The organism is Nakamurella aerolata (assembly GCF_013002705.1).
GTDB classification, from domain to species: Bacteria; Actinomycetota; Actinomycetes; order Mycobacteriales; family Nakamurellaceae; genus Nakamurella; species Nakamurella aerolata.
Genome location: NZ_JABEND010000001.1, coordinates 230,611 through 247,029 on the forward strand (window position 1 = coordinate 230,611; position 16,419 = coordinate 247,029).

15 protein-coding genes are annotated in these 16,419 nt (G+C 68.4%); 8 read left to right on the forward strand and 7 right to left on the reverse strand.

Going from position 1 to position 16,419, the window contains the following annotated elements; genetic code table 11:
* The first annotated feature begins 294 nt into the window (after positions 1-294).
* From HKD39_RS00980 to HKD39_RS01010, 7 genes are all read left to right on the forward strand, one after another.
* A complete protein-coding gene (locus HKD39_RS00980; protein ID WP_343074551.1) occupies positions 295-1,263 on the forward strand; it encodes an AAA family ATPase in 969 nt (322 codons plus the stop codon).
* Positions 1,263-2,390 (forward strand): DUF58 domain-containing protein, encoded by a 1,128-nt coding sequence (locus tag HKD39_RS00985; protein WP_171197973.1) that lies wholly within the window; start codon positions 1,263-1,265, stop codon positions 2,388-2,390. Before HKD39_RS00980 ends, HKD39_RS00985 begins: the two co-directional genes overlap by 1 nt.
* Complete coding sequence (locus HKD39_RS00990) at positions 2,387-3,340, forward strand: VWA domain-containing protein (protein WP_171197974.1); 954 nt, start codon at positions 2,387-2,389, stop codon at positions 3,338-3,340. The genes HKD39_RS00985 and HKD39_RS00990 overlap by 4 nt, the downstream gene beginning before the upstream one ends.
* Before the next feature lie 189 nt (positions 3,341-3,529).
* Entirely contained in the window at positions 3,530-4,222 is a 693-nt protein-coding gene (locus HKD39_RS00995; RefSeq protein ID WP_343074553.1) for a beta-ketoacyl-ACP reductase, read from the forward strand.
* Positions 4,223-4,370: 148 nt separating this feature from the next.
* Positions 4,371-5,267, forward strand: coding sequence for an enoyl-ACP reductase FabI (gene fabI, locus HKD39_RS01000; protein WP_171197976.1), 897 nt, complete (start codon positions 4,371-4,373; stop codon positions 5,265-5,267).
* A gap of 241 nt (positions 5,268-5,508) precedes the next feature.
* Positions 5,509-5,706: a CsbD family protein gene (locus HKD39_RS01005; protein WP_171197977.1), complete on the forward strand. Its 198-nt coding sequence runs from the start codon at positions 5,509-5,511 to the stop codon at positions 5,704-5,706.
* 324 nt (positions 5,707-6,030) lie between these two features.
* The gene (locus tag HKD39_RS01010) at positions 6,031-8,025 is read left to right on the forward strand and encodes a sialidase family protein (protein ID WP_171197978.1); all 1,995 of its coding nucleotides are present in this window, start codon (positions 6,031-6,033) and stop codon (positions 8,023-8,025) included.
* Between the two features lie 32 nt (positions 8,026-8,057).
* Here the strand turns inward: HKD39_RS01010 and HKD39_RS01015 are convergent, their stop codons facing one another.
* Entirely contained in the window at positions 8,058-8,879 is an 822-nt protein-coding gene (locus HKD39_RS01015; protein WP_171197979.1) for a hypothetical protein, read from the reverse strand.
* 103 nt (positions 8,880-8,982) lie between these two features.
* On the opposite strand from HKD39_RS01015, the gene HKD39_RS01020 reads away from it, so the two are divergent.
* Positions 8,983-9,972, forward strand: coding sequence for an aldo/keto reductase (locus tag HKD39_RS01020; RefSeq protein WP_171197980.1), 990 nt, complete (start codon positions 8,983-8,985; stop codon positions 9,970-9,972).
* Between the two features lie 25 nt (positions 9,973-9,997).
* Here HKD39_RS01020 and HKD39_RS01025 read toward each other — a convergent pair whose 3' ends face one another.
* From HKD39_RS01025 to HKD39_RS01050, 6 genes are read right to left on the reverse strand one after another with little or no spacing between them, the layout of a single operon-like run.
* A complete protein-coding gene (locus HKD39_RS01025) occupies positions 9,998-10,294 on the reverse strand; it encodes a hypothetical protein (protein WP_171197981.1) in 297 nt (98 codons plus the stop codon).
* Positions 10,291-11,286: an oligopeptide/dipeptide ABC transporter ATP-binding protein gene (locus tag HKD39_RS01030; protein WP_171197982.1), complete on the reverse strand. Its 996-nt coding sequence runs from the start codon at positions 11,284-11,286 to the stop codon at positions 10,291-10,293. The genes HKD39_RS01025 and HKD39_RS01030 overlap by 4 nt, the downstream gene beginning before the upstream one ends.
* Positions 11,283-12,407 carry an ABC transporter ATP-binding protein gene (locus HKD39_RS01035; protein ID WP_171197983.1) on the reverse strand — a complete coding sequence of 375 codons (1,125 nt, stop codon included), beginning with the start codon at positions 12,405-12,407 and terminating at the stop codon, positions 11,283-11,285. Before HKD39_RS01035 ends, HKD39_RS01030 begins: the two co-directional genes overlap by 4 nt.
* Positions 12,404-13,255 carry an ABC transporter permease gene (locus HKD39_RS01040; protein WP_171197984.1) on the reverse strand — a complete coding sequence of 284 codons (852 nt, stop codon included), beginning with the start codon at positions 13,253-13,255 and terminating at the stop codon, positions 12,404-12,406. Before HKD39_RS01040 ends, HKD39_RS01035 begins: the two co-directional genes overlap by 4 nt.
* Positions 13,252-14,322 (reverse strand): ABC transporter permease, encoded by a 1,071-nt coding sequence (locus HKD39_RS01045; RefSeq protein WP_171197985.1) that lies wholly within the window; start codon positions 14,320-14,322, stop codon positions 13,252-13,254. The genes HKD39_RS01040 and HKD39_RS01045 overlap by 4 nt, the downstream gene beginning before the upstream one ends.
* A gap of 36 nt (positions 14,323-14,358) precedes the next feature.
* Complete coding sequence (locus HKD39_RS01050) at positions 14,359-16,290, reverse strand: ABC transporter substrate-binding protein (RefSeq protein ID WP_171197986.1); 1,932 nt, start codon at positions 16,288-16,290, stop codon at positions 14,359-14,361.
* Positions 16,291-16,419: the final 129 nt, after the last annotated feature.

The following is a 16,419-nucleotide window of genomic DNA, read 5'->3' on the forward strand; positions in this document are numbered from 1 at the left end:
GCGGAAGGCCCGGCCGGATCGGCCGACCCGCACTGGCCGCACAGCTGGTTGTGGCAGCCTGGTGGATGCATACCCCCAGCGCCACCTCGTCCCGGCCCACACCGGCCGGTGAGGTCACACGCGATTGATGCCAAGGAGGAGCCGGTGACGGCAACCGCACAGCCCGACCAGCCGACCGATCGCCCCAGCCCGGACCTGACCCCACCGGCCGGTGGCGGCGGGACCGGTGGCGGACAGCCAGCCGGCGCGGCGGGCCCCGGCGGCGCTCCCGGCAATCCGGCGCAGGACGCGGCGCTGCTGGAACGCACCATCTTCGAGGTGAAGCGGATCATCGTCGGGCAGGACCGGCTGGTCGAGCGGATGCTTGTCGGACTGCTCGCCAAGGGCCACCTGCTCATCGAGGGTGTCCCAGGGGTGGCGAAAACCCTTGCTGTGGAAACCTTCTCGAAGGTTGTCGGCGGATCGTTCTCGCGCATCCAGTTCACCCCCGACCTGGTGCCGGCCGATTTGCTCGGCACCAGGATCTACCGCGCCGGCCGGGAGGCGTTCGACACCGAGCTGGGTCCGGTGGTGGCGAACTTCGTCCTCGCCGACGAGATCAACCGGGCGCCGGCCAAGGTGCAGTCGGCGCTGCTCGAGGTGATGGCCGAGCGGCACGTGTCCATCGGCGGGCAGACCTACCCGATGCCCAAACCGTTCCTGGTGCTTGCCACCCAGAACCCGATCGAGAACGAGGGCGTCTACCCGCTCCCGGAAGCCCAGCGCGACCGGTTCCTGTTCAAGCTGCAGGTCGGCTACCCGGAGGTGGAGGAAGAGCGCGAGATCGTCTACCGGATGAGCGTCACCCCGCCGGAGCCGAATCAGGCCCTGGCCATCTCCGAGCTGGCCAGGCTGCAAGAGGTGGCGGCCAACGTCTTTGTCCATCACGCGCTGGTCGATTACGTCGTCCGGCTGGTGTTCGCCACCCGCACCCCGGCCGAGCACGGCCTGCCGGACGTCGCCGGCTGGCTCTCGTACGGCGCCTCGCCGCGGGCCACCCTCGGCATCATCGCGGCGGCGCGGGCGCTGGCGCTCGTCCGCGGACGCGACTTCGTCATCCCGCAGGACGTGGTGGACGTCGCCCCCGACGTGCTGCGGCACCGGCTGGTGCTGTCGTACGACGCGCTCGCCGACGGGGTTCCGATGGACGTCATCCTCGGCAAGCTGATGCAGGCCATTCCGCTGCCCCAGGTGTCGCCGTTCACCCACCCGGGAGCGGCTTGATGGCATCCGGCGCCACCGGCCGCGCCGGACGCGCTACCACCCGGACCGGCGCGGCAGCCGCGGCCGAGCCGGGTGAGGGTGCCGGCACCGACAACCCTGCCGGCGTGCCCAGCACCGCCGACCCGGCCCGGCTGGACGCCGCGCTGACCACGCTGGAACTCACCGTCCGGCGGCGGTTGGACGGCCTGCTGCAAGGCAATCACCTCGGGTTGGTCCCCGGACCAGGTTCGGAACCGGGGGAGGCCCGGCTGTACTACCCGGGCGACGACGTCCGGCGGATGGACTGGTCGGTCACCGCCCGCACCACCGAGCCGCACATTCGGCAGAGCATCGCCGACCGCGAGTTGGAGACCTGGTTGGTGGCCGACCTCACCGCGTCGCTGGACTTCGGCACCACCGGCTGCGAGAAGCGCGACCTGGTGGTGGCCGCCGCGGCCGCCGTCGGACACCTGACCCAGGGCGGCGGCAACCGGATCGGTGCGGTGATCAGCAGCGGGGACGGCCTGCACCGGATCCCGGCCCGCGGCGGACGTCCGCACCTGCAGTACCTGCTGCGGCAACTCGTCGGCACCCCGCGCAGCGAGCCCGGCGCCACCGGCGGCCTCGTCGACGGTCTCGAGCAGCTGCGCCGCCCGCCGCGCCGCCGTGGCCTTGTGGTGGTGATCTCCGACTTCCTCGGCCCGATCGACTGGGAACGGTCGCTGCGCGCGCTGCGGGTCCGGCACGACCTGCTGGCCATCGAGGTGCTCGACCCGCGCGACGTCGAGCTGCCCGACGTCGGCACCGTGACGTTGGTCGATCCGGAATCCGGTCGCAGCAAGGAGGTTCAGACGACGGCCCGGCTGCGCAACGACTTCGCCGGGGCCGCCGCCGAGCATCGTCGTCAGGTCGCCGCCGCGCTGCGTCGCTGCGGCAGCGCCCAGCTCACCCTGCGCACCGACCGGGACTGGGTGAACGACGTGCTGCGGTTCGTGCTGAGCCGCAAGCGCGGCTGGACCGGCGCCGGCAGCGGCGCGGCCGGCACCCATACCGAGCCGAACACCGGGCGGGCTGCGGGAACGACGGCGAGCACGGCGGGGACGGGCGGCCCGCGACTGGCACCGATCCGGGCGGTGGGCACGCGATGACGTTCGCCTCGCCGTGGTGGCTGGCGCTGGGCGCCGTGGTGCTGGCGCTCGCCCTCGGCTACCTGATCGCGCAGCGCCGCCGCCGCCGGGACACCATGCGGTTCGCCAACCTTGAGCTGCTGGACCGGGTGGCGCCCAAACGCCCCGGCTGGATCCGGCACGTGCCCACCGCGCTGGTGTTGCTGGGCCTTGCCCTGCTGACGGTGGCCATGGCGGCGCCGACCGCGGAGGCCAAGGTGCCCCGCAATCGCGCCGTTGTGGTGCTCGCCATTGACGTGTCGCTGTCGATGGAGGCCACCGACGTGCCGCCGAACCGGCTGGTGGCCGCGCAGGAGGCCGCCAAGCAGTTCGTCACCGACCTGACGCCAGGCGTCAACCTCGGCGTCCTGGAGTTCGCCGGGGTGCCGTCGGTGCTGGTCAGCCCCACCACCGATCGGGCGCCGGCGCTGTCGGCGATCGACGGGCTGAAGCTGGACGAGGCCACCGCCACCGGCGAGGCGATCTACGCGGCGCTGCAGACCATCGACGTCTACTCCAAGGCCTACGGCGGCACCGAGGAGAAGCCGCCGGCCCGGATCGTGCTGATGACCGACGGCAAGCGCACCGTCGGCCGGGCCGAGCAGGCCGCGGCGCAGGCGGCCGCGGCAGCCAAGGTTCCGGTGTCGGTGATCGCCTTCGGTACCAACAACGCCAGCATCGACGTCAACGGTCAGCCGCAGCCGGTGCCGCTGGACGAGGCCGGGATGAAGGACATCGCCCGGCTGTCCGGTGGCGACTTCCACACCGCCGCCACCAAAGAAGAACTGAAGAAGGTCTACTCGCAGCTGGGCGAGCAGATCGGTTACGAGTTGCAACCCAAGGACGTCTCGCGGCCGTGGATGATCGCCGGCTCGCTGGCGGTGATGGTCGGCGCCGCCGGTGCGCTGGTGGTCGGTCGCCGCATTCCATGACCTCGCGGTCCGCCGGATAGGCTGCTCGGCGCGAGGCAACACCCGGCCCCCCGACGCCGGGACGCGGAGCACGTAACCGCGGCTGCCCGGACCGCAAGGAGAACGACGCCTGTGACCGACCCGAACGCGCCCGCAGCGACCACCGATGCCGCCACCGGATCCGGGACGCCCGGCCCCGGGTCGCGCAGCGTGCTGGTGACCGGCGGCAGCAGAGGCATCGGCCTGGCGGTGGCCCGCAAACTCGCGGAAGCCGGGCACCGCGTCACGGTCACCTACCGCAACGGGGAGCCGCCGGCGGGACTGGCCGGGGTGCGCTGTGACGTCACCGATGCGGCATCGGTGGACGCGGCCTTCACCGAGGTCGAGCAGCGGCAGGGACCGGTCGAGGTGCTGGTGGCCAACGCCGGCATCACCGCCGACACGTTGCTGCTGCGGATGGACGAGGAGACCTTCACCTCGGTGATCGACACCAACCTCACCGGTCCGTTCCGGGTGGCCAAGCGGGCCGCGTCCGGCATGCTCCGAAAGCGTTGGGGCCGACTGATCTTCATCTCGTCGGTGTCCGGCATGACGGGCAGTGCCGGGCAGGCCAACTATGCCGCCGCCAAGGCCGGTCTGCTCGGGTTCGCCCGCTCCATCACCAGGGAGTTGGCCACCAGGAACATCACCGCCAACGTGGTCGCCCCCGGCTTTGTCGACACCGACATGACCAAGGCGCTCACCGACGCCCAGCGGGACCGGATTCTCGGTCAGATTCCCGCCGGCCGGTACGCCCATCCGGACGAGATCGCCGCCGCTGTCACGTTTTTGGCCTCCGACGACGCCAGCTATGTCAACGGCGCGTGGCTGCCGGTTGACGGTGGCCTCAGCATGGGCCACTGACCAGTGCCCACGGCGGATCGCCGGTTGCCGACCGGCTCAGCGGCAGGTGGCCGAGCCCGCCGGCCGCCGGCTGCGCCCCTGTTGCCGATTGCGCGTGACCGCCAATACCCGAAACCCGTGTAGTCCCAACGAAAGTGAGCCTGTAGCGATGACCGAGCCGTCCCAGCCGAACTCCGCCGGCGCGTCCACCCCTCCCGCCGCTGCCGACAGCAGCGCGGCCGACCCGAGCAGCACCGGCACCGGCCTTGGCACCGACCTGTTGGCAGGCAAGAACATTCTGATCACCGGCGTGATCACCGAGGCGTCCATGGCATTCCATACCGCCCGGCTGGCACAGCAGCTCGGGGCGAACGTGGTGCTGACCGGTTTCGGGCGGATGTCGTTGGTGGAGCGGCTGGCCAAGCGGCTGCCGAAGCCGGCGCCGGTGGTGGAGCTTGACGTGAACAACCCCGAACAGCTGGACTCGTTGGCCGCCAGGCTGTCCGAGCACGTTGACCGCCTCGACGGCGTGCTGCACGCCATCGCCTACGGTCCGCCCAGCACGCTCGGTGCGCCCTTCCTCGACGCGCCCTGGGAAGACGTCGCCACCGCCGTCCAGACTTCGGCGTTCTCGCTGAAGTCGTTGGCGGTGGCCACCCTGCCGCTGCTGCACCCCGGCAGCAGCCTTGTCGGTCTGGACTTCGATGCCCGGCAGGCCTGGCCGGCCTACAACTGGATGGGTGTGGCCAAGGCCAGCCTGGAATCGGTGTGCCGCTATCTGGCCAGAGAGCTTGGGGCGCAGGGCATCAGGGTGAATCTGGTGTCGGCCGGCCCGGTGCGGACGATGGCCGCCAAGTCGATCCCTGGGTTCTCCGGACTTGAGGACGGCTGGTCAGGGCGGGCGCCGCTGGGTTGGGACACCTCCGACCCGACCCCGGTCGCCAAGGCCGTTGTCGCGCTGCTGTCCGATCTCTTCCCGGCCACCACCGGATCGATGATCATGGTGGACGGCGGGTTCCACGCCCTTGGCTTCTCGGAGACCGAGGTCGGCGCCGCGCAGCAGTAACGCCGAGCCTGGGCTCGGACGACTCGAACGGCCGGGCGGGCGCCGGGCTTGGTGTCCGATCCCGTCCCGATGTTCGTTCTGATCTAGCTGTCTGATCTGCGCAGATTGGGTATCGAGTCGATCAAAATGCGGCTAGCCGCCTCCCCGCAAGATGATCTTGGCGGTAGCATCGACGGCAGAGCGGGGAAGCCCGCTTGACGGTTCCGGATCGGGGCCGGTCACCTGAGGAAAGGAGCCCGATATGGGACTCGGAGATCTCGGCGACAAGATCAAGCACAAGGGCGAAGAGGTCGTCGGCAAGGTGAAGGAAGGTGTCGGTAAAGCCACCGACAACCCGGACGCCGAGGCCGAGGGCAAATCGCAACAGGCCGAGGCCAACGTCAAGCAGGCCGGCGACAGCGTCGTCGACAAGGCGCGGGACACCTTCGGCAACAAGTGATCTCAGCGCCGGCGGCTGGCTTGACGGCCCGCCGTGGCGGCTGATCACCTAGGTAAGAGGGGCCGGCATCGCAGTGCGATGCCGGCCCTTCTGCTGTGTCTGCCGGCCGGCGGCGCCGACTGGTGGCGGCGGATGGGCGGGTCGGAGGCTGCGCGGATCGCAAACGGCGGCCGGGTGATTGACGTACCAGGGTCGCTCGCTTTAGGTTCACAACATCGCGTCGTGAAACAGCGTTCTACGTTTCGATCCGCTTGCTGTTGCTGGTGTCAGCATCCGCGCCAGCACCATCAGCACCGTCACCGAAGCCGGCCCCCTGGAGGAACAATGCGCCGCCACCCCCGCAACCCCGCCGTCCCGCAGCGGCCAACGCTGGCGGTCGTCACGGTGGCGACGGTGGTCCTGACCAGCCTCGCCGGGAACGTCGAGACCGCGGCGGCCGAGCCGGCCCCGGTGCGGACCTTCGACAGCGAGCCGGTCGGTGTTCCTCCGGCGGACGCGGTCACCCGCGGAGCTGTCACGGTCGCGGCCGCCCCGTTCGGCGACACCGGCAACCGGGCCGTCCGGGTTCGCGACACCAGCACCACCGCAGACAGCTCCGTGTTGTTTCCCGCGCCGGCTGCACCCGCCCGGCGTTTCCAATTCGATCTCGCGCCGAGCACCACCTTTCCGGTGCAGCTCATCGTGCACGGCGTCGACGCCGCCGGCGCCGACGTGCCGGCCTACCGGATGACGGTGGCGCCGCTGTACAACTGGGGCCGCAGCAGCCTCGGCGCGGTCAGCATCGTCAACGGCGGCCAGCAACAACAGTGGGGCGCCATCCCCGATCTGACCGACCAGAACGCCCCGACGGCTCTGAGCCTGACCGCCTCCAAGGACGGCATTGTGCTTGCCAGTGGCCGCTTCTCGTTCTTCTCCACCGCGCGACCGACGGCGGCCGCCGGCCTGGTGAGCATCACCGGGCTGGAGATCGCCTCGTCGGGGGTGAGTGCCACCGGCTCGGAGGTGTACCTCGACAATCTCGCCGCCAGCACCGATGTCGGCGCCGGTGAGCTGCGCCCGGGGCCCAAGCTGGTGAACCTGGTGACCGAGTTGACGGTCGGGCAGCGGCCGGGCCTGCAGGCGGCCGCGACCATCACCGAGCCGGGGCTGAGCCGCGCCGACGTGCGCGCCCAGGTGCATGTCGGCGGCCGCTGGGTGCCGGGGGTGGTGACCGGTGATCCCGGAGCGTTGACCGTCCAGAGCTGGCTCACCGAAAGCGATATCGGCCTGCAGCCGGTCACCGTCACCGTCACCGACCTGCGCACCGGGCTGGTCCGCTCGGTACAGAATCGCACCCAAGTGTACGCCCCGTACCCGACCTCGACGGTGGCGAGCGAGAGCGGGCCGGGTGCCCCGCGATTCGTCGATGCGGTGCGTACCCGTAGCGGCCGCATCGTGCTGGTGTACCACTATGCCGACGGCCACGGCGGCGCCAACGGCGCCATCCGGATGGTGAGCTCGGACGACGAGGGGAAGACCTGGACAGCGCCGATCACCGTGGTGTCCAACGAGTATGACAACCGCGACCCCAAGATCGCCGAACTGCGCGACGGGACGCTGCTGCTGACCAGCTTCCGCACCGACTGGGCCAACGGCGGCCGCAATGTCGGCACGTTCGTCTTCCGCTCCACCGACGGCGGGAAAACCTTCGGGGAGGAGACCAGGATCGAGGGCGCCTATCCAGGCACCTACTCGCATGGCCCCGCCGTGCAGCTGGCCAACGGTGACGTGCTGCAACCGCTGTACGGCGGCGGCGCCAGGGTGGCCCGCAGCACTGATGGGGGCCGCACCTTCAAGGCCGAGAACGAGGTGACGGTGGCGCGCGATTCCGCGACCATCGGCTACCGCGAACCCAACATCACCGTGCTGCCCAGCGGCGAGCTGGTGATGCTGATCCGCGTCTACTACGCCTCGGTCAACGCCGAACGGCAATCGAAGCTCTCCCGCTCGTTCGACGGCGGCCGCACCTGGACCGCGCCGGAGGACACCGACCTGCCGACCTCGTCGCACCATCAGCTGCTCACCCGCGACGGCAGCGTGCTGCTGACCTACGGCAACATCCTGCAGCCCTGGCGGCCCACCTACGCCGCGCTGATCACCAACCCGTCCGGCAGCTGGAGCGGCTACCGCTCGGTGCCCGTCTACAACTCCGGCGCCGCCGACGATCAGGGCAACCCCACCTCGGTGCAGCTGGGCGACGGCTCGTTCCTCTCGTTCGGCTACGACATCGCGGACCGCACCGTGGTCAGCTGGCGCACCACGGTCGGCACCTACCGCTGAGGTGCAGGGGCTCGCGGCCGGTCGGCTGGCCACTAGCCGGAGTACCCGCCGACGATGAGGTCGACGGCGGCCAACCTGGCCTGCCGCGCGGCGTCGGCAAGAGGGGCGAGGGCGGCGTCGGCGGTGCGCAGCTGGTGCAGGTTCACTGCGCTGGTGCCGTGGTCGGCTGCGACCAGCACGATCGCCTCGACCAGACCGCACCTGTGCAGTAGCTCGACGCCGCGCTGGGCGGCTGCCGGCGGTAGCGGAACGGCTCGTTGCTGTTGCAGCGCAAACACTTCGCGGCGTGCGGTGGCGGCGTCCCGGCCCAGGTCCGCGCTGGTCAGCACCGCTGTCGCTTGGTGCACGGCATCGGCCAGCTGTTCGCGCGCCGTCACCGGGTCGGGCACCGGCACGTTGCCGATCCCGGTGAACACCCGCCATTGTCCGTCGCCGGGAAGCAGCGTCGCGGGCACCGCAGGCAGCGCCACCCCGGCGCCCGCGGCCAGTGCCGCGGTGCCGGCCGGACCGGCGGGGACACCGCGGACGTCGCCGGGGCGGGGGAGCAGCAGCGCTGGGCGTCCGGCCCGCAGCAGCGGCAGCAGTTCGGCCGCGCCGGCGGCCGCCTCGCCGGGCCCTGGCAACTCCGCCAGCAGCGGCGAGGTCAACGCGGGCGCCGGCGAACCCGCCGCCTGCCACGGGGTTTCCGCCCCGAGGGCAGTTCCCGCCGCGGGCGCGGGGTCGGCGCTACCACGCCGTACCCCGGCCGTCAGCCCGAAGCCGGTGGCAATGTCCAACGCGGCATCGGCGGGCACAACGCCGGCGCGGTAGGCGGCGGCCCAGACGGTCAGCGCAGTGGCGGCACAATCAAGCACGCATCCACCCTACGGATTCTTGGAAGGTGGGTGGCCGGACCGGACGACGCCGGCCCACCAGCGGGCACGGTGGCCGCTGCCGGCCGTGAGTAGCGTTGCCACCATGAACTATGTGTCTCTCGGCAACAGCGGTCTGAAAATCTCGGAGATCACCCTCGGCTGCATGAGTTTCGGCGAGCGCACCGGCGCCGCGGGCTTCGCGCAACACGACTGGACGTTGAGCGAGCAGGACAGCCGCCCACTGATCCGCGCCGCGCTGGAGGCCGGCATCACCACCTTCGACACCGCTGACGTCTACTCCCAGGGCAGCAGCGAGCGCATCGTCGGTAAGGCGCTGGCCGACTTCACCACCCGCGACCAGGTGGTGATCGCCACCAAGGTGTACGGGCGGATGGGCGACGGCCCCAACGACGAGGGCCTGTCCCGGGCGCACATCATGAATGCCATCGATGCCAGCCTGCGCCGGCTGGGCACCGATTACGTCGACCTCTATCAGATCCACCGCTTCGATCAGCACACTCCGATCGAGGAGACCATGCAGGCGCTGCACGATGTGGTGCGGGCCGGCAAGGCCCGTTACCTCGGCGCGTCGTCGATGTGGGCATGGCAGTTCGCCGAGCTGCAGCATGCCGCCGACCTTGGTGGCTGGACGCGTTTCGTCAGCATGCAAGACCAGTACAGCCTGTTGATGCGGGAGGAGGAGCGCGAGATGCACCCGTACTGCGTCGACCAGGGCGTCGGGGTGCTGCCGTGGTCGCCGCTGGCGCGCGGGCGGCTCACCCGCGATCCGGCCGAGACCACCACGCGTTCCGATTCCGACCGGGTGCTGGGGGCCATGCTGAGCAAGGCCGACGAGTCCGACAACGCCATCATCGAGGCGGTCCGGCGGATCGCCGAGCGGCGTGGGATATCCCGAGCTCAGGTGGCGCTGGCCTGGGTGCGGCAGCAGCCGGCTGTCAGCTCACCCATCGTCGGGGTCACCAAGCAGCGCCATCTGGACGACGCCATCGCTTCCGGAGATGTCACGCTGGATCAGGCCGAGCTGGACGAGTTGACCACGCCCTACGTTGCCCGGGAGCCGTCCGGGTTCTGAGCCGTCCCGTACCGGGCGGCTACGGCTACGGCTGGCCTGGCGGGAGCGGTCCCGGTGGGTCGTCAGGCGGATCGGTGCGGCCGCGCGACCGCCGGGGCATGGCGGTGTCCCGGCGCCGGGCGAGCCAGCCGCCGATCAACCCGGTGAGGATCACCGCGATCGACGCGCCGATGGCCACGGTGTCGGCCCAGAGCGCCGCGTCGTTGCGGATCGCCGGCCGCACCAGCAGCGACAGGATCAGCAGCGCGATGCCCATCCGCACCAGCACCCTGGCGGCCAGCGCGACCAGGCTGTCGTCGCCCGGCCGTCCGTCGTCGGTCAAGCGGCGGGCCCCAGCAGGCGGTTCAACGGTGGCACGCTGTCGGCGAAGTGGCAGGCGGCGTAGTGGCCGCCGCCGGTGTCCAGCAGCGGCGGCCGGGTGGTGCGGCAGATCTGCTGGGCCATCGGGCAGCGATCGACGAACGCACAGCCGGTGTCCGACGGCTCGCGGATCAATCGACCCTCAGCCGACTGTTCGCCGTCGCGCCGGTCGGCCTGGCTCGGGTCGGGTACCGGGATCGACTCGAGCAACAGCCGTGTGTACGGGTGCTTCGGTGCGGTGATCACTTCTTCGGTTGGGCCGGTCTCGACGATGTAGCCGTAGAACATCACCACGATCCGCCCACCCTGCGCGAAGTACCGCACCACCCCGAAGTCGTGGCTGATGAACACGTACCCGAGCTGTCGGTCGGTGGTGAACTTGAGCAGCAGATCGAGAATGGCGACCCGCATCGAGACGTCCAGCATGCTGGTCACCTCGTCGGCCACGATGAATTCCGGCTGCAGGCTGATGGCCCTGGCGATCGAAAAGCGTTGCCGCTGACCACCGGAGAGCTGGTGCGGGTAGCGCTGCAGGAACTCCGGCGTGGCGTCCAGCCCGACCTGCTCCAGCAGCTCGAGCATCAACGGCTCGACCGTGCGCGAGGTCGCCAGCTTGTGGCCGATCAGCCCGGGAGCCAGGGTGCTGCCGAGGGTCAGCCCCGGATTGAGCGAGCCGTAGGGATCCTGGTGGATCATCTGCACCTTGCGCCGCCACTGCATCCTGGCCTTGCCACGCAGCTTCGCGATGTCTTCGCCCTCGTACGAGATGGTGCCGGAGCTCGGTTCGTACAGCCCGGCGATCAACCGTCCGAGAGTTGTTTTTCCGCAACCTGATTCGCCGACCAGCGCAATGATCTCGCCTGGTTCGGCGGAGAGGTTCACGTGGTGCAGCACCGGCCGGCCGTTACCGGAGGCGTAGGTGTGGCTGACGTCGCGGACCTCGACCTGACTCACAGTGTTGCTTCCTTCTCGTTCGGTTCGTGGTCGGGGGCGGCGGACTTGCGCAAAGACGTTGCGTCAGCAGTGGTCTCACTGGCCTCACTGATAGGACTGACCTCAGTGACATCGCGGTTGACCACATGGCAGGCGACGCGGTGATTGTTGACGTCGATCAGCGGTGGCTCCACCTCGCGGCAGATGTCTTCGGCAAGCCGGCAGCGCGGCGCGAACTTGCAGCCGGGCGGCAGCGCGGCCAGGTTCGGCACCGAGCCACCGATCGGTTTCACCTTGAGCCCGCTGTTCAGCACGCTGGGGATGGCATTGATCAGCGCCTCGACATACGGATGCCGCCGCTTGGCGGTGAAAATCTCCTGGACGGTGCCGGTCTCCACCAGCCGTCCGGCGTACATCACCGCGACCCTGGTGGCCAGCTCCGCCACCACCGCAAGGTCGTGGGTGACGAAAATGATGGTGACGCCGAGGGTTTGGTGCAGATCCTTGAGAATGTCGATGACCAGTCGCTGGTTCAGCACGTCCAGCGCCGTCGTCGGCTCGTCAAGAACCACCAGCGACGGCTTGAGCAGTAGCGCCACCGCAATGGCGACGCGCTGCTTCATGCCGCCGGACAGTTGGCTCTCGTAGGCCCGCCAGATCCGGTCGGGGGACAGCTGCACCAGTTCGAGCAGGTGGTTGAAGTAGGCCCTGCCCTCTTTCGGGTCCTTGTACACCTCGGGGTGGGCCTGCAGGATGTGCTGCACCTGCTTGCCGATGGTCAGCACCGGGTTGAACGCGTTCATCGCGCCCTGGAAGACCATCGTCATCTCGGCGCCACGCAGTTTGTTCATCTGCTGCTTGGTGAGCGAGGTGGTGCTGGTGCCCTGGAATGTGATGTCCCCGCCGACGATCTCGCCGGGCGGCGGCACGATGTCCAGCAGCGAGTAGGCCAAAGTTGACTTGCCGCAACCGGATTCACCGACCAGCGCGTAGATCTCGCCAGGTTCGACGGCGAGGGTCACGTCGTGCACCGCGGTGACGGCCTTGGCCCCGGTTCCGAAGGCGACGGAGAGATTCTGGATGTCGATCAGCGCGGTGCCGGTGCCCGTCGTCCCGGGCTTGTCGATGGTGGGTGTGCTCATTGGACTCGCAACCTCGGGTTGAAGACGCTGTCGAGCGCCCTGGAGAAGAAGACGAACGCCACCTGCAAGATGACGATCGCCGCCATCGGGGCGAACAGGTACAGCGCGCTGTCGGTGGTGTAGAGCGCACCCTGCGCCATCGCAAGGTTGATCATGATGCCCCAGTTGGTGCCGCTGATCGGCGCGATGCCCAGCAGGAACAGGCCGACCTGTGCGTAGATGGCGCCGGTGATGGCCAGCAGGAAGTGAATGGCGACGTACGGGCCGACGTTCGGCAGCAGCTGCCGGAAGATCATGTTCCGCAACGGCACGCCCTGCAGCTTGGCCGCTTCGATGAAGTCGCTGCTGCGCAAACTCATCGCCTGGGACCGGATCGACCTGGCCAGGCCGGCCCAGGCGGTGATCGACAGGATGATAGCGAGCACCACCGGGTTGGTGGTCTGGATGAACGCGGCCAGGACGATGATCAGCGGCAGCCCGGGGATGGTCAGGAAGATGTCGGTGATCCGCATGACCAGGGTGTCGAACCAGCCGCCGATGTAGCCGGTCAACAACCCGACGGTGACGCCGATGAACACGGTGATGATGGCGGCGAGCAGGCCGACGACCATGATCGGCCGGGACCCGACGATGATCTGGGAGAGGACGCCCTGGCCCAGCGCGTCGGTGCCGAGCGGGTGCGACCAGGACGGTCCGGCGTAGGCGTTGGCCGGATCCTGCTCGTTCGACAGCGGCACCACCCACGGCCCGATCAGTGCCATCAGGCAGTAGAGCAGCACGATGATGCCGCCGATCAGGGCGCCCTTGTCACCGCGCAGAATGCGCCAGAGATCTTTGAGGAATCTCATGCCATCGTCCCTCCGGCGCCGAGGCCCTCGTCGGGCACCGACTTGTCGGCCTGCACTTCCGCCTTCTTCCGAGTGGCCGGCCGCGCGATTCGCGGGTCGACCAGCGGATAGAGCAGGTCGACCAGCAGGTTGGCAATGATCACCGACACGGTGATCAGCAGGAAGCAGCCCATCATCAACGAATAGTCACGTTGGTTGACCGACTGGATCAGATAGAAGCCAATGCCCGGATATTGGAAATAGGTTTCAATGAACACGGAGCCGCCGAACATGAAGCCGATCGACAGTGCCAGCTGGGTGATCATCGGCAGCATGGAGTTGCGGCCGATGTACGACTGGGTGATCCGCCTCGGACTGAGCCCTCGGGATTCCGCGGCGCGGACGTACTCGGCGCCGAGCACCGAAATCGCACTGCCCTTCATCGCCAGGGCCCAGCCGCCGAACGAGGTGATCACGGTGGCGGCGATCGGCAGCACTGCATGCCAGGCGACGCTCTTCAGATACTCCGCGTTGAACCCTGGGGTGACGTCCACCCCGTAGGCGCCGCCGGACGGGAAGATCTGCCACACCCCGGTGAAGAAGTACAGCAGGATGATCGCGACCAGGTAGTTCGGGATGGCGCTGAGCACCGACACGAAGAAGGTGGTGACCTTCGCGAACCAGGTGTTCTGGAAGGCCGCCATGGCCGCACCGATCGCCACCCCGATGACGAAGCTGATGATCAGCGCGAACGCCACGACGATGATGGTCCACGGCAGCGCCTCGGCGATGATGGCGACCACAGTGGTTCCCGGATTGGTGATCGGCACCCCGAGGTCACCGCGGAAGGCGTTGCCGATGTAGGTCAGGTACTGCTGCCAGACGGGGGCTGTCGGCGTCACCCCGTAGACGGCGTTCAGCCGGTTCTGAATGTCCTGCTCCGTCAGGCCGCCCTGGGCGCGCAGCTGCGCGGCCAGGGCGTCCATCGGGTTTCCGGGCATCAATCGCACCATGAAGAACGACATGGTGAGCACGACCAAGATGACGACCAAGGCCATGCCGAGGCGCCGCAGAATATATGTAGTCAAGACTGCCTTCCAGCGAGCAGGTACTTCACGGTCCGGTCAGGACTTGGGGACGACGTACCCCTTCTGGATAGCCAAAGACAAGCCACCGCCGAGGTCGTTACCGATGATGTTCCACAGCTCACTGGTCTTCTTGTCGTTCTTCTCCGGCCAGTTGTCGAACCGCGCCGTCGAGTAGCTGAACTGATACACCTTGGTGGCGTACCAGAGATACGGCACGTCGTCGTTGACCAGCTGCGCCCACGACCAGGCCTTCTTCTTCATCTCGTCGCCGGGAGGGGTGGTGCGGTAATCCCGGTCGATGGTGGAGGACACGTTGACGTTACCGACGCCGGGCAGGTCTGCCTTCGGGCCGAAACCGATGCCGCGCTTGCCGGCGTAGTTGCCGCCGGACGGAAAGTTGTAGCCAGGGCCCAGCACCGTGTTGAAGAGCTGCAGCGGGTTGCCGCCGCCGACAAACTGCATGCCGATGTCGAAGTCGCCGTTGTGCTGGTTCGCCTCGACCTGGGCGCCGTCGATGGCCCGCACCTGCGAATCAATCCCGAAGTCGGTCAGCGATTTGGCCGCGGAGTTGAACGACGTGACGATGTCCGAGGTCTGTGAATTCACGGTCAACGTCAAGGTGAATTGCTTGCCGTCGGGGCCGAACCACTTGCCGTCCTTCTTGGTGAAGCCCTTGCCCTGCAACAGCTCGGTGGCCTTCTGCTGGTCCACCGGGTACTTGTTCAGCTGCCCGAGCTGATCCGGTGTCAGGTACAGCTGGTCCAGTGATGGCGGCAGCCCAGTGTTGATCTCCTTCCAGGCACCGCCGGCATCGGGGGTGGAGCCATAGGCGGCCTCGGTCATCTGCTGCCGCGGGATCACGTACGCCAGGGCCTGCCGGACCTCTTTGATGTCAAGCGGTTTGCGGCTCGAGTTGAAGCTCATCACGAAGCCGAAGCCCTGCGGCAGTGCCAGCTCGGAGCCCTGGGTGTTCTCCCAGCGCTTGAGCAGCGGCGGCGACAGGTAGACGTTGCTGAAGTCAAGGTTGCCGGTGAAGAGCTGCGAGTAGACGGTCTCGTTGGGGCCGTTGAGGAACCGGATGCCACCGAACTTCACGTTCTGGGCGCCGTACCAGTCGGCCCAGCGGGTGAGCTTGGCCTCCTTGGTGGTGATGTTGTCCAGGGTGAACGGGCCGTTGCCGACCAGCTTGTCCACCTTCATTGCCGCGAGTTCCTTGAACGCGTCCCCGATCCGCTTGAACTCGCGCGACTGACCGGCCTTGTCCGGGTCCGCCTTCTTCGCCGCGAAGTAGGCGATCAGATCCTTCTTGGCGGCGTCGGTGGCGAACTTGCCGTACAGCTTGGACTGGTACGGCCGGATGTCCAGAATGGAGTTCTGCACCAGCTGGAGCGGCTCGCCCTTGCGCACCGTGTAGGTGACGGTGCGGTCGTCGGTCACCTGCACGTCGGTGAGCGACTCCCAGAAGGCGTCGCCGCGCAGACCGTTGAGAATGGTGGTGTCGTACAGATCTTTGGCGGTCAGCGGGGTGTTGTCCTGCCACTTCAGCCCGGACCGCAGGGTGATAGCGATCTTGTCCCCGGTGATCTTCCAGCTCTCCGCGAGCTGAGGTTCGTAATCGGTCAGGCTGGGGAACTGCACGATGCCGAGCCGCATCATCACAAAGTCGTTGGCCATATTCAACGCGTTGACGTTGTACGGATTGGCAGACCAGGTGCTCTGCCACGAGCAGCACGGGAAATACGTCAGCGTCTTACTTAAATCGGCGGGCTGGTTGTTGGCAGCGGGAGCGATGGCCCCAGCGCCGGAAGCGCTCGCGCTGCCGGAAGCGCCTGCCCCGGAACCCGGCGCGGCGCTGCCGCCACCTGCGGCGTTGCTGCCTGGCGTAGCCGCACCGTTGTTGGTTGTCGTGTTGCCCGCCGGTGCGGTGTTGTTGCCGCTCCCTGCGGTGCCGGCGGTACAGGAGGCCACCAGTACAGCAGCGGTAACTGCGCCGAATACGCTCAATGCTCGCCGACTGAATCGTCGGCGGGGTCCAGCAGTGCGGGACGGTCCCGCGGTCGTGACCGGAGCAGTCATTGGTCCTCCTTGACCAAAAGC